The organism is Streptomyces sp. MGP-BFMKR1, from assembly GCF_057766585.1.
In genome coordinates this window covers 3,502,672-3,527,681 of sequence record NZ_CM173408.1, presented here as the reverse complement: position 1 = coordinate 3,527,681, position 25,010 = coordinate 3,502,672, and the positions used below count along the sequence as shown (strand labels likewise).

General features: G+C 68.1%; 26 protein-coding genes. 25 read left to right on the top strand and 1 reads right to left on the bottom strand.

Going from position 1 to position 25,010, the window contains the following annotated elements:
* Positions 1 to 298 precede the first annotated feature (298 nt).
* From rpoB to tuf, 7 genes are all read left to right on the top strand, one after another.
* Positions 299 to 3,781, top strand: coding sequence for a DNA-directed RNA polymerase subunit beta (gene rpoB / locus AC3CHW_RS13365; protein ID WP_176163493.1), 3,483 nt, complete (start codon positions 299 to 301; stop codon positions 3,779 to 3,781).
* A gap of 122 nt (positions 3,782 to 3,903) precedes the next feature.
* Entirely contained in the window at positions 3,904 to 7,818 is a 3,915-nt protein-coding gene (locus AC3CHW_RS13360) for a DNA-directed RNA polymerase subunit beta' (RefSeq protein WP_176163494.1), read from the top strand.
* 224 nt (positions 7,819 to 8,042) lie between these two features.
* Positions 8,043 to 8,513, top strand: coding sequence for a DUF1707 and DUF4190 domain-containing protein (locus tag AC3CHW_RS13355; RefSeq protein WP_398609758.1), 471 nt, complete (start codon positions 8,043 to 8,045; stop codon positions 8,511 to 8,513).
* A gap of 486 nt (positions 8,514 to 8,999) precedes the next feature.
* Positions 9,000 to 9,371: a 30S ribosomal protein S12 gene (gene rpsL / locus AC3CHW_RS13350; RefSeq protein WP_003948652.1), complete on the top strand. Its 372-nt coding sequence runs from the start codon at positions 9,000 to 9,002 to the stop codon at positions 9,369 to 9,371.
* Positions 9,372 to 9,373: 2 nt separating this feature from the next.
* Entirely contained in the window at positions 9,374 to 9,844 is a 471-nt protein-coding gene (gene rpsG / locus AC3CHW_RS13345) for a 30S ribosomal protein S7 (RefSeq protein WP_176163495.1), read from the top strand.
* Positions 9,845 to 9,882: 38 nt separating this feature from the next.
* Positions 9,883 to 11,985, top strand: a complete 2,103-nt coding sequence (fusA, locus tag AC3CHW_RS13340; RefSeq protein ID WP_459248630.1) for an elongation factor G — start codon at positions 9,883 to 9,885, stop codon at positions 11,983 to 11,985.
* A 248-nt stretch (positions 11,986 to 12,233) separates the two neighbouring features.
* Positions 12,234 to 13,427 carry an elongation factor Tu gene (tuf, locus tag AC3CHW_RS13335; protein ID WP_176163497.1) on the top strand — a complete coding sequence of 398 codons (1,194 nt, stop codon included), beginning with the start codon at positions 12,234 to 12,236 and terminating at the stop codon, positions 13,425 to 13,427.
* 295 nt (positions 13,428 to 13,722) lie between these two features.
* Here the strand turns inward: tuf and AC3CHW_RS13330 are convergent, their stop codons facing one another.
* Positions 13,723 to 15,930 carry a PIG-L family deacetylase gene (locus tag AC3CHW_RS13330; RefSeq protein ID WP_488470586.1) on the bottom strand — a complete coding sequence of 736 codons (2,208 nt, stop codon included), beginning with the start codon at positions 15,928 to 15,930 and terminating at the stop codon, positions 13,723 to 13,725.
* Positions 15,931 to 16,309: 379 nt separating this feature from the next.
* Between AC3CHW_RS13330 and AC3CHW_RS13325 the strand changes: the two genes are divergently transcribed.
* The 18 genes from AC3CHW_RS13325 (at position 16,310) to AC3CHW_RS13240 (ending at position 24,970) form a co-directional block, all read left to right on the top strand.
* Positions 16,310 to 16,903, top strand: a complete 594-nt coding sequence (locus AC3CHW_RS13325; protein ID WP_398609641.1) for a Uma2 family endonuclease — start codon at positions 16,310 to 16,312, stop codon at positions 16,901 to 16,903.
* Between the two features lie 40 nt (positions 16,904 to 16,943).
* Positions 16,944 to 17,228, top strand: coding sequence for a hypothetical protein (locus AC3CHW_RS13320; protein WP_398609642.1), 285 nt, complete (start codon positions 16,944 to 16,946; stop codon positions 17,226 to 17,228).
* Positions 17,225 to 17,620, top strand: a complete 396-nt coding sequence (locus AC3CHW_RS13315; RefSeq protein WP_398609643.1) for a hypothetical protein — start codon at positions 17,225 to 17,227, stop codon at positions 17,618 to 17,620. The genes AC3CHW_RS13320 and AC3CHW_RS13315 overlap by 4 nt, the downstream gene beginning before the upstream one ends.
* Positions 17,621 to 18,061: 441 nt before the next feature.
* Positions 18,062 to 18,370: a 30S ribosomal protein S10 gene (gene rpsJ, locus AC3CHW_RS13310; RefSeq protein ID WP_003948644.1), complete on the top strand. Its 309-nt coding sequence runs from the start codon at positions 18,062 to 18,064 to the stop codon at positions 18,368 to 18,370.
* 13 nt (positions 18,371 to 18,383) lie between these two features.
* Positions 18,384 to 19,028, top strand: coding sequence for a 50S ribosomal protein L3 (rplC, locus tag AC3CHW_RS13305; protein ID WP_176163501.1), 645 nt, complete (start codon positions 18,384 to 18,386; stop codon positions 19,026 to 19,028).
* Positions 19,029 to 19,036: 8 nt separating this feature from the next.
* Positions 19,037 to 19,711, top strand: coding sequence for a 50S ribosomal protein L4 (gene rplD, locus AC3CHW_RS13300; protein ID WP_176163502.1), 675 nt, complete (start codon positions 19,037 to 19,039; stop codon positions 19,709 to 19,711).
* A complete protein-coding gene (rplW, locus tag AC3CHW_RS13295; RefSeq protein ID WP_176163503.1) occupies positions 19,711 to 20,043 on the top strand; it encodes a 50S ribosomal protein L23 in 333 nt (110 codons plus the stop codon). Before rplD ends, rplW begins: the two co-directional genes overlap by 1 nt.
* A 47-nt stretch (positions 20,044 to 20,090) precedes the next feature.
* The gene (gene rplB / locus AC3CHW_RS13290; RefSeq protein ID WP_176163504.1) at positions 20,091 to 20,927 is read left to right on the top strand and encodes a 50S ribosomal protein L2; all 837 of its coding nucleotides are present in this window, start codon (positions 20,091 to 20,093) and stop codon (positions 20,925 to 20,927) included.
* 12 nt (positions 20,928 to 20,939) lie between these two features.
* Positions 20,940 to 21,221: a 30S ribosomal protein S19 gene (gene rpsS, locus AC3CHW_RS13285; RefSeq protein WP_014178772.1), complete on the top strand. Its 282-nt coding sequence runs from the start codon at positions 20,940 to 20,942 to the stop codon at positions 21,219 to 21,221.
* A gap of 83 nt (positions 21,222 to 21,304) precedes the next feature.
* Positions 21,305 to 21,652 (top strand): 50S ribosomal protein L22, encoded by a 348-nt coding sequence (gene rplV / locus AC3CHW_RS13280; RefSeq protein ID WP_176166333.1) that lies wholly within the window; start codon positions 21,305 to 21,307, stop codon positions 21,650 to 21,652.
* Positions 21,652 to 22,491 (top strand): 30S ribosomal protein S3, encoded by an 840-nt coding sequence (gene rpsC / locus AC3CHW_RS13275; RefSeq protein ID WP_176163505.1) that lies wholly within the window; start codon positions 21,652 to 21,654, stop codon positions 22,489 to 22,491. The genes rplV and rpsC overlap by 1 nt, the downstream gene beginning before the upstream one ends.
* Before the next feature lie 5 nt (positions 22,492 to 22,496).
* Positions 22,497 to 22,916, top strand: a complete 420-nt coding sequence (gene rplP / locus AC3CHW_RS13270; protein ID WP_176163506.1) for a 50S ribosomal protein L16 — start codon at positions 22,497 to 22,499, stop codon at positions 22,914 to 22,916.
* Positions 22,916 to 23,140, top strand: a complete 225-nt coding sequence (rpmC, locus tag AC3CHW_RS13265) for a 50S ribosomal protein L29 (protein WP_030890741.1) — start codon at positions 22,916 to 22,918, stop codon at positions 23,138 to 23,140. Before rplP ends, rpmC begins: the two co-directional genes overlap by 1 nt.
* The gene (gene rpsQ, locus AC3CHW_RS13260; RefSeq protein ID WP_187064896.1) at positions 23,140 to 23,424 is read left to right on the top strand and encodes a 30S ribosomal protein S17; all 285 of its coding nucleotides are present in this window, start codon (positions 23,140 to 23,142) and stop codon (positions 23,422 to 23,424) included. Before rpmC ends, rpsQ begins: the two co-directional genes overlap by 1 nt.
* Before the next feature lie 102 nt (positions 23,425 to 23,526).
* Positions 23,527 to 23,895, top strand: coding sequence for a 50S ribosomal protein L14 (gene rplN, locus AC3CHW_RS13255; RefSeq protein WP_176163508.1), 369 nt, complete (start codon positions 23,527 to 23,529; stop codon positions 23,893 to 23,895).
* Positions 23,896 to 23,898: 3 nt separating this feature from the next.
* The gene (rplX, locus tag AC3CHW_RS13250; RefSeq protein WP_176163509.1) at positions 23,899 to 24,222 is read left to right on the top strand and encodes a 50S ribosomal protein L24; all 324 of its coding nucleotides are present in this window, start codon (positions 23,899 to 23,901) and stop codon (positions 24,220 to 24,222) included.
* Positions 24,222 to 24,782, top strand: a complete 561-nt coding sequence (gene rplE / locus AC3CHW_RS13245) for a 50S ribosomal protein L5 (RefSeq protein WP_176163510.1) — start codon at positions 24,222 to 24,224, stop codon at positions 24,780 to 24,782. Before rplX ends, rplE begins: the two co-directional genes overlap by 1 nt.
* A 2-nt stretch (positions 24,783 to 24,784) precedes the next feature.
* Positions 24,785 to 24,970 (top strand): type Z 30S ribosomal protein S14, encoded by a 186-nt coding sequence (locus tag AC3CHW_RS13240; RefSeq protein ID WP_030890724.1) that lies wholly within the window; start codon positions 24,785 to 24,787, stop codon positions 24,968 to 24,970.
* Positions 24,971 to 25,010: the final 40 nt, after the last annotated feature.

Genomic DNA, 25,010 nt, shown 5'->3' with positions numbered 1-25,010 from the left:
AAGCGGGAAGCCTTGCCGCAGGCGTTGGAAGACGGCGTTGGAAGACAACGAGGGGGCGACCCCTCCCGGAGGGAGAGGTTGGCACTGCCAGTCTCCGGATATCCGCTCTGGACATCAGTGGGCCAAGTGGCTACACTGACCCTTTGCGCTGCCGTTTAGCTGCCCCCTGCCCGTCACCAGGGGCAAGCCCGCACGTGAGTACGCCGACCGATCCACCCTGACCAGGGAATTCTTTCTGCGTGCTCCGTAGGGGACCGGTATGCGCGTAGTGAGTCCGAGCCCTCGGAAGGACCCCCTCTTGGCCGCCTCGCGCAACGCCTCGACTGCCAATACGAACACCGGCGACAGCACTGCCCCGCTGCGCATTTCATTTGCGAAGATCAAGGAGCCCCTCGGGGTTCCGAACCTCCTCGCGCTGCAGACCGAAAGCTTCGACTGGCTGCTCGGCAATGCCGCCTGGAAGGCTCGCGTCGAGGCTGCGCTGGAGAGTGGGCAGGACGTCCCCACCAAGTCCGGTCTGGAGGAGATCTTCGAGGAGATCTCCCCGATCGAGGACTTCTCTGGGTCGATGTCGCTCACGTTCCGTGACCATCGCTTCGAGCCTCCGAAGAACTCGATCGACGAGTGCAAGGAGCGCGACTTCACGTACGCCGCGCCGCTCTTCGTCACCGCCGAGTTCACCAACAACGAGACCGGCGAGATCAAGTCTCAGACGGTCTTCATGGGCGACTTCCCGCTCATGACCAACAAGGGCACCTTCTGCATCAACGGCACCGAGCGTGTCGTCGTCTCGCAGCTGGTCCGCTCCCCGGGCGTCTACTTCGACAGCTCCATCGACAAGACCTCCGACAAGGACATCTTCACCGCCAAGATCATCCCGTCCCGGGGTGCCTGGCTGGAGATGGAGGTCGACAAGCGCGACATGGTCGGTGTGCGCATCGACCGCAAGCGCAAGCAGTCCGTCACCGTCCTGCTCAAGGCGCTCGGCTGGACCACCGAGCAGATCCTGGAGGAGTTCGGCGAGTACGAGTCCATGCGCGCCACCCTGGAGAAGGACCACACCCAGGGGCAGGACGACGCGCTGCTCGACATCTACCGCAAGCTGCGTCCGGGCGAGCCCCCCACGCGTGAGGCCGCGCAGACGCTCCTTGAGAACCTGTACTTCAACCCCAAGCGCTACGACCTCGCCAAGGTCGGCCGCTACAAGGTGAACAAGAAGCTCGGTGCCGACCAGCCGCTGGACGCCGGCGTGCTGACCACCGAGGACGTCATCGCGACGATCAAGTACCTGGTCAAGCTGCACGCGGGTGAGACCGAGACGACCGGCGAGAGCGGCAACACGATCGTCGTCGAGACCGACGACATCGACCACTTCGGCAACCGTCGTCTGCGTAACGTCGGCGAGCTCATCCAGAACCAGGTCCGCACCGGCCTGGCCCGGATGGAGCGCGTCGTGCGTGAGCGCATGACCACCCAGGACGTCGAGGCGATCACGCCGCAGACCCTGATCAACATCCGGCCGGTCGTCGCCTCCATCAAGGAGTTCTTCGGCACCAGCCAGCTGTCGCAGTTCATGGACCAGACCAACCCGCTGTCGGGCCTGACGCACAAGCGGCGTCTTTCGGCGCTCGGCCCCGGTGGTCTCTCCCGTGAGCGGGCCGGCTTCGAGGTCCGTGACGTGCACCCCTCGCACTACGGCCGGATGTGCCCGATCGAGACGCCGGAAGGCCCGAACATCGGCCTGATCGGCTCGCTCGCCTCCTACGGCCGGGTCAACGCCTTCGGCTTCGTGGAGACCCCGTACCGCAAGGTCACCGGCGGTCAGGTCACGGACGACGTGGACTACCTGACCGCGGACGAGGAAGACCGCTTCGTCATCGCGCAGGCCAACGCGCCGCTCACCGACGACCTGCGGTTCGCCGAGTCCCGCGTGCTGGTGCGCCGCCGTGGTGGTGAGGTCGACTACATCCCGGGCGACGAGGTCGACTACATGGACGTCTCGCCGCGCCAGATGGTGTCGGTCGCGACGGCCATGATCCCCTTCCTCGAGCACGACGACGCCAACCGCGCGCTCATGGGCTCCAACATGATGCGCCAGGCCGTGCCGCTGATTAAGGCGGAGGCGCCGCTGGTGGGCACCGGCATGGAGTACCGCTGCGCGGTCGACGCCGGTGACGTCATCAAGGCCGAGAAGGACGGTGTCGTCCAGGAGGTCTCCGCCGATTACGTGACGGTGGCCAACGACGACGGCACGTACACCACGTACCGGGTCGCCAAGTTCTCCCGCTCCAACCAGGGCACCTCCTTCAACCAGAAGGTCGTCGTGGACGAGGGCGCCCGCGTGGTCACCGGTCAGGTGCTCGCCGACGGTCCGTCCACCGACGAGGGTGAGATGGCGCTCGGCAAGAACCTCCTCGTGGCGTTCATGCCGTGGGAGGGCCACAACTACGAGGACGCGATCATCCTCAGCCAGCGGCTGGTCCAGGACGACGTCCTCTCCTCGATCCACATCGAGGAGCACGAGGTCGACGCGCGGGACACCAAGCTCGGCCCCGAGGAGATCACCCGGGACATCCCGAACGTCTCCGAGGAGGTCCTGGCCGACCTCGACGAGCGCGGCATCATCCGCATCGGTGCCGAGGTCGTCGCGGGCGACATCCTCGTCGGCAAGGTCACGCCCAAGGGTGAGACCGAGCTGACCCCCGAGGAGCGGCTGCTGCGCGCGATCTTCGGTGAGAAGGCCCGTGAGGTCCGTGACACCTCGCTCAAGGTGCCGCACGGCGAGATCGGCAAGGTCATCGGCGTCCGCGTCTTCGACCGCGAGGAGGGCGACGAGCTGCCGCCCGGCGTGAACCAGCTCGTCCGCGTCTACGTGGCGCAGAAGCGCAAGATCACCGACGGTGACAAGCTCGCCGGCCGCCACGGCAACAAGGGCGTCATCTCCAAGATCCTGCCGGTCGAGGACATGCCGTTCATGGAGGACGGCACCCCGGTCGACATCATCCTGAACCCGCTGGGTGTCCCGTCCCGAATGAACCCGGGACAGGTCCTGGAGATCCACCTCGGCTGGCTGGCCTCCCAGGGCTGGAAGGTCGAGGGCGACGCGGACTGGATGCAGCGGCTCCAGGCGATCGGCGCCGACGAGGTGGCCTCGGGCACCAACGTCGCGACCCCGGTCTTCGACGGCGCCCGCGAGGACGAGATCGCCGGCCTCTTCCAGGCCGCGATCCCGAACCGGGACGGCGAGCGGATGGTCCAGCCGTCCGGCAAGGCGCGGCTGTTCGACGGCCGCTCCGGCGAGCCGTTCCCGGACCCGATCTCGGTCGGCTACATGTACATCCTCAAGCTGCACCACCTGGTGGACGACAAGCTGCACGCCCGGTCCACCGGCCCGTACAGCATGATCACCCAGCAGCCGCTGGGTGGTAAGGCCCAGTTCGGTGGCCAGCGATTCGGCGAGATGGAGGTGTGGGCGCTGGAGGCTTACGGCGCCGCGTACGCCCTCCAGGAGCTGCTGACCATCAAGTCCGACGACGTCACCGGTCGCGTGAAGGTCTACGAGGCCATCGTCAAGGGCGAGAACATCCCGGAGCCCGGCATCCCGGAGTCCTTCAAGGTGCTCATCAAGGAGATGCAGTCCCTGTGCCTCAACGTGGAGGTGCTCTCCTCGGACGGCATGTCCATCGAGATGCGTGACACTGACGAAGATGTCTTCCGCGCGGCGGAGGAGCTCGGAATCGACCTGTCCCGGCGCGAGCCGAGCAGCGTCGAAGAGGTCTGACGGGCCTGACCGGGGCGCCCACCCGGGCGTCCCGGTCGCCCAGGACCCGTACAGACCATGATGAAGAGCCCCAATTCTCGCTGACGCGAGGGGCACGACCCTGAAAGAGGGATTGACGACAAGTGCTCGACGTCAACTTCTTCGACGAGCTGCGGATCGGCCTGGCCACCGCGGACGACATTCGGCAGTGGTCCCACGGCGAGGTCAAGAAGCCGGAGACCATCAACTACCGCACCCTGAAGCCCGAGAAGGACGGACTCTTCTGCGAGAAGATCTTCGGCCCGACCCGGGACTGGGAGTGCTACTGCGGCAAGTACAAGCGCGTCCGGTTCAAGGGCATCATCTGCGAGCGCTGTGGCGTTGAGGTCACCCGCGCCAAGGTGCGCCGCGAGCGGATGGGCCACATCGAGCTGGCCGCCCCCGTCACCCACATCTGGTACTTCAAGGGCGTCCCGTCGCGCCTGGGCTACCTGCTCGACCTCGCGCCGAAGGACCTCGAGAAGGTCATCTACTTCGCCGCGTACATGATCACCTGGGTGGACGAGGAGCGCCGCACGCGCGACCTGCCCTCGCTGGAGGCGCACGTCTCCGTGGAGCGGCAGCAGATCGAGCAGCGCCGCGACGCCGACCTGGAGGCCCGGGCCAAGAAGCTCGAGACCGACCTGGCCGAGCTGGAGGCCGAGGGCGCCAAGGCCGACGTGCGCCGCAAGGTGCGCGAGGGCGCCGAGCGCGAGATGAAGCAGCTCCGCGACCGTGCCCAGCGCGAGATCGACCGCCTGGACGAGGTGTGGAACCGCTTCAAGAACCTCAAGGTCCAGGACCTCGAGGGCGACGAGCTGCTCTACCGCGAGCTGCGCGACCGCTTCGGCACCTACTTCATGGGTGGCATGGGCGCCGCCGCGCTGCAGAAGCGTCTGGAGTCCTTCGACCTGGAGGAGGAGGCCGAGCGGCTGCGGGAGATCATCCGCACCGGCAAGGGCCAGAAGAAGACCCGTGCGCTCAAGCGGCTCAAGGTCGTCTCGGCGTTCCTGCAGACCCGCAACAGCCCCAACGGCATGGTCCTGGACTGCGTCCCGGTCATCCCGCCGGACCTGCGCCCGATGGTGCAGCTCGACGGTGGCCGCTTCGCGACCTCGGACCTGAACGACCTGTACCGCCGCGTCATCAACCGGAACAACCGCCTCAAGCGTCTCCTTGACCTCGGTGCCCCCGAGATCATCGTGAACAACGAGAAGCGGATGCTCCAGGAGGCCGTCGACGCGCTGTTCGACAACGGCCGCCGCGGCCGTCCGGTCACCGGCCCGGGCAACCGCCCGCTGAAGTCCCTGAGCGACATGCTCAAGGGCAAGCAGGGTCGTTTCCGGCAGAACCTGCTCGGTAAGCGCGTCGACTACTCGGCCCGTTCCGTCATCGTCGTCGGCCCGCAGCTCAAGCTGCACCAGTGTGGTCTGCCCAAGGCCATGGCGCTGGAGCTGTTCAAGCCGTTCGTGATGAAGCGCCTGGTGGACCTGAACCACGCGCAGAACATCAAGAGCGCCAAGCGGATGGTCGAGCGCGGTCGCACCGTGGTGTACGACGTGCTCGAAGAGGTCATCGCCGAACACCCGGTGCTCCTCAACCGCGCGCCCACCCTGCACCGCCTCGGCATCCAGGCGTTCGAGCCGCAGCTCGTCGAGGGCAAGGCCATCCAGATCCACCCGCTCGTGTGCACCGCGTTCAACGCGGACTTCGACGGTGACCAGATGGCCGTGCACCTGCCGCTGTCCGCGGAGGCGCAGGCCGAGGCCCGCATCCTGATGCTGTCCTCGAACAACATCCTCAAGCCCGCCGACGGCCGGCCGGTGACGATGCCGACCCAGGACATGGTCCTCGGTCTGTTCTTCCTCACCACCGACGAGGCGGAGCGCGAGGTCATCGGCGAGGGCCGGTCCTTCGGCTCGACCGCCGAAGCGATCATGGCGTTCGACAACCGGGAGCTCTCCCTCCAGGCCAAGGTGGACATCCGCTTCCCGGTCGGCACCATGCCGCCGCGGGGCTGGACCCCGCCGGAGCCGACGGAGGACGAGCACGGCGAGCTGACCCGGCCGTACCAGCCGGGTGACAGCTTCCGGCTGACCACCTCGCTGGGCCGCGCGCTCTTCAACGAGCTGCTGCCCGAGGACTACCCGTTCGTCGACTACTCGGTGGGTAAGAAGCAGCTCTCCGAGATCGTCAACGACCTGGCCGAGCGCTACCCCAAGGTCATCGTGGCGGCGACGCTGGACAACCTGAAGGCGGCCGGCTTCCACTGGGCCACCCGCTCGGGCGTGACCGTCGCGTTCTCCGACATCCTCGGCCCGCCGGAGAAGCCGGCGATCCTGGACGAGTACGAGGCCAAGGCGCTGCACGTCCAGAAGCAGTTCGAGCGCGGTCTGATCACCCGGGACGAGCGTCACCAGGAGCTCGTGGTCATCTGGAACAAGGCGACCAACGAGGTCTCCGAGGCCATGCAGCGGAACTTCCCGCGCACCAACCCGATCTTCATCATGATCGAGTCCGGCGCGCGCGGAAACATGATGCAGATGCGTCAGATCGCCGGTATGCGTGGTCTGGTGTCCAACGCCAAGAACGAGACCATCTCGCGCCCGATCAAGGCGTCCTACCGTGATGGCCTCTCCGTTCTGGAGTACTTCATCGCCACCCACGGTGCCCGTAAGGGTCTCGCGGACACCGCCCTGCGTACCGCCGACTCGGGTTACCTGACCCGTCGTCTGGTGGACGTCTCGCAGGACGTCATCATCCGCGAGGAGGACTGCGGCACCGAGCGCGGCCTCAAGCTGGCCATCGCCACCAAGGGCCCGGACGGCGTGCTGCGCAAGACGGAGGACGTCGAGACCAGCGTGTACGCGCGGATGCTCGCCGAGGACGTCGTGGTGGACGGCAAGGTCATCGCGCCGGCCAACGTCGACCTGGGCGATGTCCTCATCGACCAGCTCGTCAAGCACGGTGTGACCACGGTCAAGACCCGCTCGGTCCTCACCTGCGAGTCCGCCGTCGGCACCTGCGCCTTCTGCTACGGCCGCTCGCTGGCCACCGGCAAGCTGGTGGACATCGGCGAGGCCGTCGGCATCATCGCGGCCCAGTCCATCGGTGAGCCCGGCACCCAGCTCACGATGCGTACCTTCCACACCGGTGGTGTGGCCGGTGACGACATCACCCAGGGTCTGCCGCGTGTCGTCGAGCTCTTCGAGGCCCGTACGCCCAAGGGTGTCGCCCCCATCTCGGAGGCGGCCGGTCGGGTGCGCATCGAGGAGACCGAGAAGACCAAGAAGATCGTCGTCACCCCGGACGACGGCTCCGACGAGACGTCGTACGGCGTCTCGAAGCGAGCCCGACTCCTGGTCGGCGAGGGCGACCACGTCGAGGTGGGCCAGGCGCTGACGCTCGGCGCCACCAACCCGCACGACGTGCTGCGCATCCTCGGCCAGCGTGCCGTGCAGGTGCACCTGGTCGGCGAGGTCCAGAAGGTCTACAACTCGCAGGGTGTGTCGATCCACGACAAGCACATCGAGATCATCATCCGGCAGATGCTGCGCCGTGTGACGATCATCGAGTCCGGCGACGCGGAGCTGCTGCCGGGCGAGCTGGTGGAGCGCTCGCGCTTCGAGAACGAGAACCGCCGCGTGGTGCAGGAGGGTGGTCACCCGGCTTCGGGTCGTCCGCAGCTCATGGGCATCACCAAGGCATCGCTGGCCACCGAGTCGTGGCTGTCGGCGGCGTCCTTCCAGGAGACGACCCGGGTGCTCACCGACGCGGCGATCAACGCCAAGTCGGACTCCCTGATCGGCCTCAAGGAGAACGTCATCATCGGTAAGCTCATCCCGGCCGGTACGGGCCTGTCCCGCTACCGCAACATCCGGGTCGAGCCGACCGAGGAGGCCAAGGCCGCGATGTACTCGGCCGTCGGCTACGACGACATCGACTACTCGCCCTTCGGGACGGGTTCGGGTCAGGCCGTCCCGCTGGAGGACTACGACTACGGTCCGTACAACCAGTAGGCCGGCGCACGGCGTACGGCTCGGTCACGGCCTTCGGGCCGGCCGGGCCCGCCGGGTGGCGGAACATCGGTAGAACCGCGGGGCGGTCATCCCAGTGTGGGATGACCGCCCCGCGGTTCGTCGTGGATGATAGAGGGAGCTGTCTAGCTGGGGGAGGTACAGGGGTGGCGTTCCAACCGTGGCAGGGCGGACAACCGGCCCAGCCGATGAATCAGTCGCCGATGATGCGTGTCTCGCACGCCGAGCGGGAGCGGGCGGTGGACGTCCTGAAGGCCGGCTTCGCCGAGGGGCGGCTCCCACAGCCCGAGTACGAGGAGCGCATCACCCGGGCCTACCAGGCGCAGACGTACGGCGAACTCCAGGTGTTGGTCGGGGACCTGCCCCAAGGGCCGCTGGCCCAGCCGCAGTTCGTGCCGCGGCCGGTGGCGCCGATGGTGCCGCAGACCTTCCTGCCGGCGTCGGCGCGGACCAACGGGAGCGCGACGGGTGCCCTGGTGTGCGGCATCCTCGGCACCATGGTCGGCGTCACGGCGATCCCGGCGGTGATCCTGGGGCACAAGGCGCGGGGTGAGATCCGTCGCACGGGGGAGCAGGGCGAGGGCATGGCCATCGCCGGCCTGGTGCTCGGCTACGGGGTGCTCAGCTTCGGGGCCCTGTTGGTCATACTCTTCGGCCTGGTGGCGGTGAGCCTCTGACCCGCTCTCGGCTCACGGCCCTGACCTGGGCGAACGGCTCCGAGCCCGGCGGCTCCCGGCGCGCCAGCGGGGGCGCTGGGGGACGCGGGGGCGTGCCGGCGCGGCCGGGGTTCGGCGGCTGAGACGTGCTTCCGCGACGGGAGCGGGCGCACTACGGTAAGCGGGAGCGCCGCGAGCCGCCCGGCGTGTCCTACGCGTGTGCATTTGTTTTGACCGGAGCCGATGCGGTAGGTACGCTCTGACCTTGTGCCTGGCGTGTCCCTGGGCTCCCGTGCGCGCACACTTCCTTGACTTCCGTCGAGGTGAGGTGCCCCGGACGGAGCCTGGAGGAGTACCCCCAAGTTTTTGGGGATCGAGGTGTTCCGCACCAAACTCCGCACTCTCTCGCTCATCGCAGCGGTCTGGAGTGCGCGACACACCCGACCGCGTGGGTCGGAGAAACCCCAGGTTAGCTTTACTAGACGGCACACAGAAACCGGAGAAACGGTGCCTACGATCCAGCAGTTGGTCCGCAAGGGCCGGCAGGACAAGGTCGAGAAGAACAAGACGCCCGCGCTGGAGGGTTCCCCCCAGCGTCGCGGCGTCTGCACGCGTGTTTTCACGACCACCCCGAAGAAGCCGAACTCGGCCCTGCGTAAGGTCGCGCGTGTGCGTCTGACCAGCGGCATCGAGGTCACCGCTTACATTCCGGGTGAGGGCCACAACCTGCAGGAGCACTCGATCGTGCTCGTGCGTGGCGGTCGTGTGAAGGACCTGCCGGGCGTTCGCTACAAGATCATTCGTGGCTCGCTCGACACCCAGGGCGTCAAGAACCGCAAGCAGGCTCGCAGCCGCTACGGCGCCAAGAAGGAGAAGTAAGAATGCCTCGTAAGGGCCCCGCCCCGAAGCGCCCGGTCATCATCGACCCGGTCTACAGCTCTCCTCTTGTCACCTCCCTCATCAACAAGGTGCTCCTGAACGGCAAGCGCTCCACCGCCGAGCGCATCGTCTACGGCGCCATGGAGGGGCTGCGCGAGAAGACCGGCAACGACCCGGTCATCACGCTCAAGCGCGCTCTGGAGAACATCAAGCCGACCCTTGAGGTGAAGTCCCGCCGCGTCGGTGGCGCCACCTACCAGGTGCCGGTCGAGGTCAAGCCCGGCCGCGCCTCCACCCTCGCGCTGCGCTGGCTCGTGGGCTACTCGCGCGCCCGTCGCGAGAAGACCATGACCGAGCGCCTGATGAACGAGCTCCTGGACGCCAGCAACGGTCTGGGCGCCGCGGTCAAGCGTCGCGAGGACACCCACAAGATGGCCGAGTCCAACAAGGCCTTCGCGCACTACCGCTGGTAGTCGCTACCCCCATCGAAACCGAGAGAAGACTGAGCCAGATGGCCACCACTTCACTTGACCTGGCCAGGGTCCGCAACATCGGGATCATGGCCCACATCGACGCGGGCAAGACGACGACCACCGAGCGGATTCTGTTCTACACCGGTGTGAGCTACAAGATCGGTGAGGTCCACGACGGCGCTGCCACGATGGACTGGATGGAGCAGGAGCAGGAGCGCGGCATCACGATCACGTCGGCCGCGACCACCTGTCACTGGCCGGTGGACGATGTCGACCACACCATCAACATCATCGACACCCCGGGCCACGTCGACTTCACCGTCGAGGTGGAGCGTTCGCTGCGCGTGCTCGACGGTGCCGTGACGGTGTTCGACGGTGTCGCCGGTGTGGAGCCGCAGTCCGAGACGGTGTGGCGTCAGGCCGACCGTTACAACGTTCCGCGCATCTGCTTCGTGAACAAGCTGGACCGCGTCGGTGCCGAGTTCCACCGCTGCGTCGACATGATCGTCGACCGCCTCGGTGCGACCCCGCTCGTCATGCAGCTCCCGATCGGCGCCGAGGCCGACTTCAAGGGCGTGGTCGACCTCGTCCAGATGAAGGCCCTGGTGTGGTCCGCCGAGGCGGCCAAGGGTGAGATGTACGACGTCCTGGACATCCCGGACACGCACGTCGAGGCCGCCGCCGAGTGGCGTGACAAGCTCCTGGAGACCGCCGCCGAGGGCGACGAAGAGCTGATGGAGCTGTACCTGGAGGGCCAGGAGCCCACCGTGGAGCAGCTCAAGGCCGGCATCCGCCGCGCCACCATCGCCGGTAACCTCACGCCGGTCTTCTGTGGCACCGCGTTCAAGAACAAGGGCGTCCAGCCCCTGCTCGACGCGGTGGTCGCCTACCTCCCGTCCCCCGTGGACGTCGAGGGCGTGACCGGCCACAAGGTCGACGACGAGGACACCGAGATCTTCCGCAAGGCCTCGGACGACGAGCCGCTCGCCGCGCTTGCCTTCAAGATCATGAGCGACCCGCACCTCGGCAAGCTCACCTTCGTCCGGATCTACTCCGGCCGCATGGAGGCCGGCACCCAGGTGCTGAACTCCGTGAAGGGCAAGAAGGAGCGCATCGGCAAGATCTACCGGATGCACGCGAACAAGCGTGAGGAGATCGCCAGCGTGGGCGCCGGCGACATCGTCGCCGTCATGGGTCTCAAGCAGACCACCACCGGTGAGACGCTCTCCGACTCCGGTAACCCGGTGATCCTGGAGTCCATGAACTTCCCGGCTCCGGTGATCCAGGTCGCCATCGAGCCGAAGTCCAAGGGCGACCAGGAGAAGCTGGGTGTCGCCATCCAGCGCCTCGCCGAGGAGGACCCGTCCTTCCAGGTCCACACCGACGAGGAGACCGGCCAGACCATCATCGCGGGTATGGGCGAGCTGCACCTCGACGTGCTGGTCGACCGTATGAAGCGCGAGTTCAAGGTCGAGGCCAACGTCGGTAAGCCGCAGGTCGCGTACCGCGAGACGCTGCGCAAGGCCGTCGAGCGGATCGACTACACGCACAAGAAGCAGACTGGTGGTTCCGGCCAGTTCGCCAAGGTGCAGATCGCGATCGAGCCGCTTGAGGGCGACGGGTACGAGTTCGAGAACAAGGTCACCGGTGGCCGCATCCCGCGGGAGTACATCCCGTCCGTGGACGCGGGCTGCCAGGAGGCCCTGGAGTTCGGCGTGCTGGCCGGCTACCCGCTGACCGGCGTCAAGGTGACGCTGCTCGACGGCGCCTACCACGAGGTCGACTCCTCCGAGCTCGCCTTCAAGATCGCTGGCTCCATGGCGTTCAAGGAGGGTGCTCGCAAGGCGTCGCCGGCTCTGCTGGAGCCGATGATGGCCGTCGAGGTCACCACCCCCGAGGACTACATGGGCGACGTCATCGGCGACATCAACTCCCGCCGTGGACAGATCCAGTCCATGGAGGACCGCAGCGGCGCCAAGGTCGTCAAGGGCCTGGTTCCGCTCTCGGAGATGTTCGGCTACGTCGGTGACCTGCGGAGCAAGACCTCCGGTCGCGCGAGCTACTCCATGCAGTTCGACTCCTACGCCGAGGTTCCGCGGAACGTCGCCGAGGAGATCATCGCGAAGGTCAAGGGCGAGTAACGAGGGTCCGTCCCCGCAGCAGCGGGGATGAGCCCACACCGTTGCTCAGCCTTTAGGCTGGAGCAAAGGCATCGGGGCATTCCGCCACAGAACGCACCACGCGTCCTGTGGCGGGGCCCCGGGCGCCGGCCCCCAAGCGAATACGGCCAAGGGCATCCCCTCGGGGTCCTGGTCGGTTCGGTCAAGACCACCTGAACCCATCCGCAAGGTGTGGATGGAGTACAGCACCAGTCCACAGGAGGACCCCAGTGGCGAAGGCGAAGTTCGAGCGGACTAAGCCGCACGTCAACATCGGCACCATTGGTCACATTGACCACGGTAAGACGACGCTTACGGCGGCGATCACCAAGGTGCTGCACGACGCGTACCCGGACCTGAACGAGGCCTCGGCCTTCGACCAGATCGACAAGGCTCCTGAGGAGCGCCAGCGCGGTATCACCATCTCCATCGCGCACGTCGAGTACCAGACCGAGTCGCGTCACTACGCCCACGTTGACTGCCCGGGTCACGCGGACTACATCAAGAACATGATCACCGGTGCCGCCCAGATGGACGGCGCGATCCTCGTGGTCGCCGCGACCGACGGTCCGATGCCGCAGACCAAGGAGCACGTGCTCCTCGCCCGCCAGGTGGGCGTGCCGTACATCGTTGTCGCGCTGAACAAGGCCGACATGGTGGACGACGAGGAGATCATGGAGCTCGTCGAGCTTGAGGTTCGCGAGCTGCTCTCCGAGTACGAGTTCCCGGGCGACGACCTGCCGGTCGTCAAGGTCTCCGCGCTCAAGGCCCTTGAGGGCGACGCGGAGTGGGGCAAGTCCGTCCTCGACCTGATGAAGGCCGTCGACGAGTCGATCCCGCAGCCCGAGCGCGACGTCGACAAGCCGTTCCTGATGCCGATCGAGGACGTCTTCACGATCACCGGTCGTGGCACCGTCGTCACCGGTCGTATCGAGCGAGGCATCCTGAAGGTCAACGAGACCGTTGACATCATCGGGATCAAGCAGGAGAAGACCACCACCACGGTCACCGGCATCGAGATGTTCCGCAAGCTGCTCGACGAGGGCCAGGCCGGTGAGAACGTCGGTCTGCTCCTCCGTGGCATCAAGCGCGAGGACGTCGAGCGCGGCCAGGTCATCATCAAGCCCGGTTCGGTCACGCCGCACACCGAGTTCGAGGCCCAGGCCTACATCCTGTCGAAGGACGAGGGTGGCCGTCACACCCCGTTCTTCAACAACTACCGCCCGCAGTTCTACTTCCGTACCACGGACGTGACGGGCGTTGTGACCCTCCCCGAGGGCACCGAGATGGTCATGCCGGGCGACAACACCGAGATGTCCGTCCAGCTCATCCAGCCGGTCGCCATGGAAGAGGGCCTGAAGTTCGCCATCCGTGAGGGTGGCCGGACGGTGGGCGCCGGTCAGGTCACCAAGATCAACAAGTGATCTGACGCTTCCGGTTCCCACGCCGGCTCCGCCCCCGGGCGTGGCCGGCCCAGGAACGGAAGGTCGCGCTCTCGCGGCATCGGCCCGGGCCCCACTCGCTTCACCGCGAGTGGGGCCCGGGCTTTTTCCGTGCCCGGACGCGCGCGGGCCCGGCTCTTACGCGTGCCCGGCCCGCGCGTGGTGCCCGGCCGTCGGCCGCTCCCGGGGCTCTCGCGTACGCACGGCGGCCCGGCGGCCCCCACGGGTGCGGTGGGCGCGCCGGGCCGTCGTGGCGGGCCGGGCCGGGCTTGTCGGGCTACGCCTGCCCGGTGGGGCGGGGCTGCCAGAGCCAGGGCGTGGCGGCGGGGGAGAGGCCGACGACGCGGGCCGGCGCGGCCCGCGGGCCCGACGGAACCAGGGCCGGCAACCCCACCGGCCGCAGCCGTGCGGGTGAGCGCAGGGGGCGTACGCCCGGGCCGGTGCCGTACTGCAGGACCGCCTCGCCGTCCCGGCCCCGGCCGAGGGCCAGCGCCTGCGGCTCGGGCTCCTCGGCGTCCTCGTCGGCCGGCGCGTACGAGGTGCTCAGCGGCCCGTACCCGGCGAAGCCGCGCAGCCGCGTGGCGGGGTTGTCGACCTGGTCGCCGCCGAAGACGTAGCTGATCGGCTCGGTCGCGGCGGGGGTGCGGTAGGTGAGCAGCAGGGCGCCGGAGGGGGCGAGGGCGACGGCCGGCTGTTCGCCGGGGGCGGGCAGCCCGGTCGGCGGCTGGGCGCTGACCGGCTCGCCGGCGCCGGTCTGCGCCCAGTGGCGCAGCGTGCCGCGCCCCGCGGCGAAGACGTGGACCAGGCCGTGGGCGTCGAGCGTGACGCTGAGCCCGTCCTGGATCTCGTCGGCCTCCGCCAGGGGCGCCGCGCCGGTGCCGGGCGCGCCCGCGTCGGGGATCGGCTGCCAGGGCGCCCAGTCCCCGCGCGCGTCCCGGACCCGGGTGGCCAGGCCCTTGTCAGCCGTACGGGCGAACAGGTGGACGCGGCCGTCGGGCGTCGCGATGGCGACCGGACAGCCCACCCGGCGGCCCCGCTCGGGGTCCTCCTCCGGGGTGCCGAGCCCGCGCCAGGGCCGGAACGGGCCGCCGGCGCGTCGCTGTTCGAGGACCACCAACTCCCGTACGTTGGCGCCGCCCTGGCCCTCCAGGGCGGCGAACCGCAGCGCGAAGACCAACTGCTTGCCGGCCCGGTCGACCACGGCGCACAGCGCGGGGGCCAGCGGGCCGCCGCCGAGGTTGTGCGGGGCGCCCCAGCGCCCGCTGCCGGGCGCGGTCTCGCGCCAGCGCACCGCCTGGGTGCCGAGCACGCCGTACGCGACGGTCCGGCCGTCCGGCTCGGTGAGCGGGGCGAGCCGTGGGCCGGGGTGGCGGTAGTGGGTGCTGCGTATCCACCCCTTGCGGTTGCGCAGCGGGCGGGTGCCGCCCTGGCCGTAGTCGCCGCAGCCGGCCGGGTTGCCGCACTCCCAGTCGGGCCCGCCGCCGTACGCGGCCAGGAAACGGGCCTTGTCGCCCACGACGTCGGCCGGCAGGTTCTTCGGCCAGCGCTGGTTGTAGTAGCCCCGGAAGGCGGTGGTGGTGAACCGGGGGGCGCGGCCGTCGCGGCGCGCGGCGTCGGCGGCCCACTGGAACATCGCCTTCCAGGTGAACAGCGCGACCGGCGTGTGGTCGCGGTGGTCGGAGCAGCCCGGCTGGTCGCTGTCGCGCCGGTGGGTGGCGTCGTGCACCTGGAAGTCGGGGTCGGGGTCCATGGTGTGCACGAGGGTGGGCCGGAACTGGTCCATGAGGTGCGCGAGCACGTCGACCAGCGTCTCGTGGCGGTACGTGCTGACGGCGCGCAGCGGCGACCCGGTGGGCAGCAGCGTCTCCATGGTGGTGCCCGGGGTGTCCCACAGGTGCGGGGTGCGGGCGCCGGCGGCGGAGAGCGTGGCGATGTTCAGGAAGATCAACCGCACCGAACGGGCGCCCTGCGCGAGGAAGTTGGTCTCCGCGCTCAGCCCGCCGGGCAGTTCGAGCACCGAGCGCTGCCAGCGGGTGAACCGGTGCATCCCGAGCATCTCGGCGTACGCCTGGCGCAGCCCCTGCTGCCGGGCGGAGGCGTAGCCGGGCTTGTCGGGCGGCGGGAGCGGGCGGCCCGGCGCGTTGTTGACGCCCAGCGCCTCGCCCGCGGTGACGTACACGGACACCACGGGTATGCCGGCCTCCAGCACGTGCCGGGCGTCCGGGTTCATGAAGTACAGGTCGTCGTCCGGGTGCGCGAGGACCTGGAGGAGCAGCGCGTCCTTCTCGCCGGTGACGGTGGTGAACGGCTCGGCGGCGTGCGGGTCCACCGACCGTACGGGCGCGGCCGAGCCGCCCGGCAGCGCGCTCTGGCTGGCGCTGGAGCGCCGCGCCCGACCGCCGACGACGCCGGCCGCCGTGAGAGCCGCCAGCGCCGCCACCACCTGTCGCCGTCCCGGCGGCGACCACGGGGTCGTGCTATTCACCTGCTGTGCCTCGCGATGTCGTTCCAGGGCAGCACCTATGTCCCTGGGCTGCGCTCGCGCTAGGGCAGACGGCGCGCCGTGCGCGTTGGTTGCCCGGGATGGGGGAGTTCGGTGGTCACAAGTTGATCACCGCGGGACGGTTGCGCTGTCTTTCGGACAGGTCAACTGGGGTGGTGGGGTGGGGGGTTGGGCCGCCCTCGGGTACGGGGGGGGCGGTGCCCCCGGTGATCCGCCGGCGCGGCCTCGTGGTGCGGCCGGAGCGCGAGGTGGCGGCCCGCGGCATGGCGGCGCCGGCGGCTTCGCCCCCTCTTCACCCGTACGAGCGGCAACGAGCGCCCACCGGAGCGCTACGGTGAGAAGGCGGTGCAGGATCTCACCCATGGGAGGGGCCATGACTGCCGAATCGTTGAGCCCGTGGCCGGTGCCGCCGCCGGACGGCTACACGGTGGACGATCTCTTCACGCTGCCCGACCTCCCGCCCCACACGGAGTTGATCGACGGGAGCCTGGTCTTCGTGAGCCCGCAGCGGATCTTTCACATGGCGACGCTGTACCTGCTGGAGAGCGGGTTGCGTCGGACCGTGCCGGATCACCTGCTGGTCGGTCGGGAGATGACCGTGGTGCTGGGGCCGCGCAACGCGCCGGAGCCCGACCTGTTCGTCGTCCGCGAGGAGGCGGTGCGCAGCCGGCGGCAGACCAGCTTCGAGGCCGCGGACGTGCTGCTCGTCGTCGAGGTGGTCTCCCCGGACTCCGAGGCCAGGGACCGCGACACCAAGCCCCGCAAGTACGCCGCCGCTGGTATCCCGCACTTCTGGCTGGTCGAGATGGCCGGCGACGAGGACCACCCCGTGGTGCACACCTACGAGCGGGACCCGGTGACCCAGGTCTACGCCCTCACCGGCATCCACCACGAGCGGCTCAGGCTGACGGTCCCGTTCACCCTGGACATCGACCTCACGTCGGGCCCGAGCTGAGTCGGGACGCGCGGCACTATGGCACGGCTATGGTGACGGTATGGCGACGACGACTATCCAGGTTTCACGGGACACGCGTGATCACCTCGCCGAGCTGGCGAGAGAGCGCGGGCTCAGCATCGGGCAGTACGTCGAGCAGCTGGCCAGGCAGCAACCGACTGAGGCTCAGCGAGCCGAGCGGCTCGCCGCGGACCGGGCCGCGCTGCGTGCCCTGACCGGCTGCGACATGAGCGACGAGCAGTTCGATCGGGCTCCCGACGTGCTCGCCAACATCTACCGGATGGCCGCCGAGAAGGTTCGCGGAGGACGGGCCGACGCTGCGTGATCATCCTCGATACCAGTGCCGTGACGGCGCTCGCCGGTGGGCACAAGGCGTTGACCCTGCTGGCCGGGAACATGGCTCGAACGCCGAACGATTTTCTGTACGTGCCCGCCCTGTGTCTCATGCAGGCGGAGATCCGCGATGAGACTGTCTCGCGCATCGTTCTCGCCATGTCCGGCGTCATGGTCGACGATCTGAACACGGTGGCGGCTGTCGCCGTCGGCACGATGATGCGCGACGGCTTCGGCGGGCCTGACACGTGCCACGCCCTGTACTGCGCGCTCCCGCGAGCGGAGTTCACCGGCACGTCCATCCTGCTCACCGGCGATGAGGACGCCTATCCGCCAGGCACGCTCGCCATCGACATCGACTCTCCGGGCATGCTTGGCTTCTAGGGGCCGGGACGCCCCCGTCGCCGAGCCGACCACGCCGTCGCTTCCCCCGGTGACGATTCGCCGCCACTCCTGTGGGGTACCCTCCAAGGCTCGATTCGCGACCGGCATGCCCCGTATGGCACACTGTCCAGGTTGCTCGGTTGAGTGCCGATGTTGCGCGCCTCCCGCCGGGGGGACTGGAAGCGAGTCCCGCAGTACTCGTCGCCCCATGCTGTGTGCCGCAAGGCGCAGGGGCGGAAGTACGGGAATCTTCCGGGAAGCGTAGCGGGGCCCCAGCCAGGCGCCCGGTGGGTGATCTTCCCCCACAACCCCCTTCAGCAGGGAATTCTCCTGTGGAGAATTACAAGAAGGAGGGCGACACGCCCGACCGCGTGGGTCGGGGAAAGGTCGCAAACGCACCGGGTCCCAGAGCGTTACGAGAGACAGGACTACGAAGTAGCCATGGCGGGACAGAAGATCCGCATCCGGCTCAAGGCCTACGACCACGAGGTCATCGACTCTTCGGCGAAGAAGATCGTCGAGACGGTGACTCGCACTGGTGCGTCGGTCGCGGGCCCGGTGCCGCTGCCCACTGAGAAGAACGTGTACTGCGTCATCAAGTCGCCGCACAAGTACAAGGACTCGCGCGAGCACTTCGAGATGCGCACGCACAAGCGCCTCATCGACATCCTCGACCCCACGCCGAAGACCGTTGACTCGCTCATGCGTCTCGACCTGCCGGCGGGCGTCGACATCGAGATCAAGCTCTGAGGTGACGCGCGAGATGGCTAAGCAGATCAAGGGCGTCCTGGGCGAGAAGCTCGGCATGACGCAGGTGTGGGACGAGAACAACCGCGTTGTTCCGGTCACCGTCGTCAAGGCCGGGCCGTGCGTCGTGACCCAGGTCCGTACCGCTGACTCGGACGGCTACAACGGCGTCCAGATCGCCTTCGGCGAGATCGACCCCCGCAAGGTGAACAAGCCCCTCAAGGGCCACTTCGCCAAGGCGGACGTGACCCCGCGCCGCCACCTGGTGGAGCTGCGTACCGCTGACGCCAGCGAGTACACGCTCGGCCAGGAGGTCACGGCCGAGGTGTTCGAGTCCGGTGTCAAGGTCGACGTGACCGGCACCAGCAAGGGCAAGGGCACCGCCGGTGTCATGAAGCGCCACGGCTTCGCCGGCCTCGGCGCTGGCCACGGCACGCAGCGCAAGCACCGCTCGCCCGGCTCCATCGGCGGCTGCGCCACCCCGGGCCGCGTGTTCAAGGGCCTGCGCATGGCTGGCCGCATGGGCAACGAGCGGGTCACCACCCAGAACCTGACCGTCCATGCCGTTGACGCGGAGAAGGGCCTGCTCCTGATCAAGGGCGCGGTTCCTGGTCCGAACGGCGGCCTCGTCCTGGTCCGTACCGCGGCCAAGGGGGCCTGAGGTAACCGATGAGCACCATTGACATCCTTTCGCCGGCAGGCGACAAGGCCGGGACCGTCGAACTCCCCTCGGAGATCTTCGACGCGCAGGTCAGCATTCCGCTGATCCACCAGGTCGTCGTCGCCCAGCTGGCCGCTGCCCGTCAGGGCACGCACAAGACCAAGACCCGTGGCGAGGTCCGCGGCGGTGGCAAGAAGCCCTACCGCCAGAAGGGCACCGGCCGCGCCCGTCAGGGCTCGACCCGCGCGCCGCAGTTCGCCGGCGGTGGCGTCGTGCACGGCCCCGTGCCGCGCGACTACTCGCAGCGCACCCCGAAGAAGATGAAGGCCGCCGCCCTGCGCGGTGCCCTCTCGGACCGGGCGCGTCACAACCGCGTCCACGTCGTCACCGGCGTGGTCGAGGGCGAGGTCTCCACCAAGGCCGCGAAGAACCTGTTCGGCAAGATCAGCGAGCGCAAGAACCTGCTCCTGGTCGTCGACCGGTCCGACGAGGCTGCGTGGCTGTCCGCCCGCAACCTGCCCCAGGTGCACATCCTGGAGCCGGGCCAGCTCAACACGTACGACGTGCTCGTCTCCGATGACGTGGTCTTCACGCAGGCTGCCTACGAGTCCTTCGTGGCCGGTCCGGCCGCGTCTGCCAAGGCTGTCGCCTCCGAGGCCGAGCTCGAAGGGAGCGACGCCTGATGAGTGAGGCAACCGCGCAGACGATCACCAGCAAGACCTTCACGGACCCCCGTGACATCCTGGTCAAGCCGGTGGTCTCGGAGAAGAGCTACGCGCTGCTTGACGAGAACAAGTACACGTTCATCGTCGACCCGCGCGCGAACAAGACCCAGATCAAGCAGGCCGTCGAGGCGGTCTTCTCGGTCAAGGTCACTGGGGTCAACACGATCAACCGCCAGGGCAAGCGCAAGCGCACCCGCACCGGTTTCGGCAAGCGCAAGGACACCAAGCGCGCCATCGTGACCCTCGCCGAGGGCGACCGTATCGACATCTTCGGCGGCCCGGTCTCCTAACGGAGATCGGAACGTCCAGAAGTCCGGAATCTTCCGAGGACTGAGAAATGGGTATCCGCAAGTACAAGCCGACGACTCCGGGCCGTCGTGGCTCCAGCGTCGCCGACTTCGTCGAGATCACGCGGTCCACGCCGGAGAAGTCGCTGGTCCGCCCGCTGCACAGCAAGGGCGGTCGTAACAACGCCGGTCGCGTGACCGTTCGCCACCAGGGTGGCGGACACAAGCGCGCGTACCGCGTGATCGACTTCCGCCGTCATGACAAGGACGGCGTCCCGGCGAAGGTCGCACACATCGAGTACGACCCCAACCGCACCGCGCGCATCGCGCTCCTGCACTACGCGGACGGCGAGAAGCGCTACATCATCGCCCCCGCGGGCCTGAAGCAGGGCGACCGGATCGAGAACGGCCCCGGGGCCGACATCAAGCCGGGCAACAACCTGCCGCTGCGCAACATCCCGGTCGGTACGGTCATCCACGCCATCGAGCTGCGGCCCGGCGGCGGCGCGAAGTTCGCCCGCTCCGCCGGTGCCTCCGTGCAGCTGCTGGCGCGTGAGGGCTCCATGGCCCACCTGCGTATGCCGTCCGGCGAGATTCGCCTGGTCGACGTCCGCTGCCGCGCCACCGTCGGCGAGGTCGGCAACGCCGAGCAGTCGAACATCAACTGGGGCAAGGCCGGCCGTATGCGCTGGAAGGGCGTTCGCCCGACCGTCCGCGGTGTCGTGATGAACCCTGTCGACCACCCGCACGGTGGTGGTGAGGGCAAGACCTCCGGTGGTCGCCACCCGGTCTCGCCGTGGGGTCAGAAGGAGGGCCGTACGCGCTCGCCGAAGAAGGCCAGCAACAAGTACATCGTCCGCCGCCGCAAGACGAACAAGAAGCGCTAGGAGCGGGTTTAGATGCCGCGCAGTCTCAAGAAGGGGCCCTTCGTCGACGACCACCTGATCAAGAAGGTGGACGTACAGAACGAGGCAGGCACCAAGAACGTCATCAAGACCTGGTCCCGCCGCTCCATGATCGTCCCGGCCATGCTCGGCCACACGATCGCGGTGCACGACGGCCGCAAGCACGTCCCGGTGTTCGTCACCGAGTCGATGGTCGGCCACAAGCTCGGCGAGTTTGCGCCGACCCGCACCTTCCGCGGCCACGAGAAGGACGACCGCAAGTCGCGTCGTCGCTGATCTGCGGAAAGCGAAGACCGAAAGGTGGGGTTCCCCGCTCCGGCGGGGGTGCACCGACCATGACAGACACCGAAGGGACAACCATGGAAGCCAGGGCCCAGGCGCGGTACATCCGCGTCACGCCCATGAAGGCCCGCCGCGTGGTGGACCTTATCCGTGGCATGGATGCCACGGAGGCTCAGGCGGTCCTGCGTTTCGCCCCGCAGGCCGCCAGCGTGCCGGTTGGCAAGGTGCTCGACAGCGCCATCGCCAACGCCGCGCACAACTACGACCACACCGACGCTCAGAGCCTCGTCATCTCCGAGGCCTACGTGGATGAGGGCCCGACCCTGAAGCGGTTCCGGCCGCGCGCCCAGGGCCGTGCCTACCGGATCCGCAAGCGGACCAGCCACATCACCGTGGTCGTCAGCAGCAAGGAAGGAACCCGGTAATGGGCCAGAAGGTAAACCCGCACGGGTTCCGGCTCGGCATCACCACGGACTTCAAGTCCCGCTGGTACGCCGACAAGCTGTACAAGGACTACGTCAAGGAAGACGTCGCGATCCGTCGCATGCTCACCCAGGGCATGGAGCGGGCCGGCATCTCCAAGGTCGAGATCGAGCGCACCCGGGACCGGGTCCGCGTCGACGTCCACACCGCCCGGCCGGGCATCGTCATCGGCCGCCGCGGCGCGGAGGCCGACCGGCTCCGGGGCAACCTGGAGAAGCTCACCGGCAAGCAGATCCAGTTCAACATCCTTGAGGTGAAGAACCCGGAGACGGACGCTCAGCTGGTGGCCCAGGCCGTCGCCGAGCAGCTCTCCTCGCGTGTCTCCTTCCGTCGCGCCATGCGTAAGAGCATGCAGTCGACGATGAAGGCGGGCGCCAAGGGCATCAAGATCCAGTGCGGTGGCCGTCTCGGCGGCGCCGAGATGTCCCGCTCGGAGTTCTACCGCGAGGGCCGCGTGCCCCTGCACACCCTGCGCGCCAACGTGGACTACGGCTTCTTCGAGGCCAAGACGTCCTTCGGCCGCATCGGCGTGAAGGTGTGGATCTACAAGGGCGACGTCAAGAACATCGCCGAGGTCCGCGCCGAGAACGCCGCGGCCCGCGCGGGCAACCGCCCCTCGCGTGGCGGCGGCAACGAGCGCCCGGCCCGTGGTGGCCGGGGTGGCGAGCGTGGCGGCCGCGGCCGCAAGCCGCAGCAGCAGTCGGCCCCGGCTGCCGAGGCCCCCAAGGCCGAGGCGCCCGCCGCCGCTGCTCCGGCGGAGACCACCGGAACGGAGGCCTGACCGACATGCTGATCCCTCGCAGGGTCAAGCACCGCAAGCAGCACCACCCGAAGCGGTCGGGTATGGCCAAGGGCGGCACGGAGCTGGCGTTCGGCGAGTACGGCATCCAGGCCGTCACGCCGGCGTACGTCACGAACCGCCAGATCGAGGCCGCTCGTATCGCCATGACCCGCCACATCAAGCGTGGCGGCAAGGTCTGGATCAACATCTACCCGGACCGGCCGCTCACCAAGAAGCCCGCCGAGACCCGCATGGGTTCCGGTAAGGGTTCGCCGGAGTGGTGGATCGCGAACGTCAAGCCCGGTCGGGTGATGTTCGAGCTGTCCTACCCGAACGAGAAGGTCGCTAAGGAGGCGCTGACCCGCGCCGCCCACAAGCTTCCGATGAAGTGCCGGATCGTCCGGCGCGAGGCAGGTGAGTCGTGATGGCGGCCGGTACCAAGGCGACCGAGCTGCGCGAGCTGAACGACGAGGATCTCGTCGCCAAGCTGCGCGAGGCCAAGGAGGAGCTGTTCAACCTCCGCTTCCAGGCGGCGACCGGACAGCTTGAGAACCACGGCCGGCTGAAGGCCGTCCGCAAGGACATCGCCCGGATCTACACCCTGATGCGTGAGCGCGAGCTCGGCATCGAGACGGTGGAGAGCGCCTGATGAGCGAGACGAATGTGACTGAGAACAAGCAGGACCGCGGCTTCCGCAAGACCCGTGAGGGTCTGGTCGTCAGCGACAAGATGGACAAGACCGTCGTCGTCGCCGTTGAGGACCGCGTCAAGCACGCGCTGTACGGCAAGGTCATCCGTCGTACGAACAAGCTCAAGGCGCACGACGAGCAGAACGCCGCCGGTGTCGGTGACCGCGTCCTCCTGATGGAGACCCGGCCGCTGTCCGCGACGAAGCGCTGGCGCATCGTCGAGATCCTCGAGAAGGCCAAGTAATCCCCTCCGAGGGGGACCCCCTCGGAATAGTTCCGCCAGGCTCGGCGGGGACCCGGGCGACCGCGTCCCCGCCGGGAACCGGCAGACGATCAGGAGATAGACGTGATCCAGCAGGAGTCGCGACTGCGCGTCGCCGACAACACTGGTGCGAAGGAGATCCTTTGCATCCGTGTTCTCGGTGGTTCCGGTCGCCGCTACGCGGGCATCGGTGACGTCATCGTCGCCACCGTCAAGGATGCGATCCCCGGTGGCAACGTGAAGAAGGGTGACGTCATCAAGGCGGTCATCGTGCGCACCGTCAAGGAGCGCCGTCGCCCCGATGGCTCGTACATCCGCTTCGACGAGAACGCCGCCGTCATTCTGAAGAACGACGGCGACCCCCGCGGCACCCGTATCTTCGGCCCGGTCGGCCGTGAGCTGCGCGAGAAGAAGTTCATGAAGATCGTCTCGCTCGCGCCGGAGGTGCTGTAACCGATGAAGATCAAGAAGGGCGACCTGGTCCAGGTCATCACCGGTAAGGACAAGGGCAAGCAGGGCAAGGTCATCGTGGCCTACCCCCGCGAGGACCGCGTCCTGGTCGAGGGTGTCAACCGGGTCAAGAAGCACACGAAGGCCGGCCAGACCGCTCGCGGTTCGAAGACCGGCGGCATCGTGACGACCGAGGCCCCCATCCACGTGAGCAACGTTCAGCTCGTGGTGGAGAAGGACGGCCAGAAGGTCGTCACCCGCGTCGGGTACCGCTTCGATGACGAGGGCAACAAGATCCGCGTTGCCAAGCGGACCGGTGAGGACATCTGATGACTGCCACCACCAACGCGCCGCGTCTGAAGCAGCGCTACCGCGAAGAGATCACGGCCAAGCTGCGTGAGGAGTTCTCGTACGAGAACATCATGCAGGTCCCCGGCCTCACCAAGATCGTGGTCAACATGGGTGTGGGCGACGCCGCCCGCGACTCCAAGCTGATCGAGGGCGCCATCCGCGACCTCACCACGATCACCGGTCAGAAGCCGGCCGTCACCAAGGCCCGCAAGTCCATCGCGCAGTTCAAGCTGCGTGAGGGTCAGCCGATCGGTGCCCACGTCACCCTCCGCGGTGACCGGATGTGGGAGTTCCTGGACCGCACGCTGTCGCTGGCGCTCCCGCGCATCCGCGACTTCCGCGGCCTGTCGCCCAAGCAGTTCGACGGCCGGGGCAACTACACCTTCGGTCTCACGGAGCAGGTCATGTTCCACGAGATCGACCAGGACAAGATCGACCGGGTCCGGGGCATGGACATCACCGTGGTGACGACCGCCCAGAACGACGATGAGGGCCGTGCCCTGCTTCGTCACCTCGGCTTCCCGTTCAAGGAGAACTGACCGTGGCGAAGAAGGCACTGATCGCTAAGGCCGCCCGCAAGCCGAAGTTCGCTGTGCGCGCGTACAACCGCTGCCAGCGCTGTGGCCGGCCGCACTCCGTCTACCGCAAGTTCGGCCTGTGCCGGGTGTGCCTTCGTGAGATGGCCCACCGTGGCGAGCTGCCGGGCGTGACCAAGAGCTCCTGGTAATACCGTTCCCCGCCTGGTGAACGCCCCTCGGGGCGGCCAC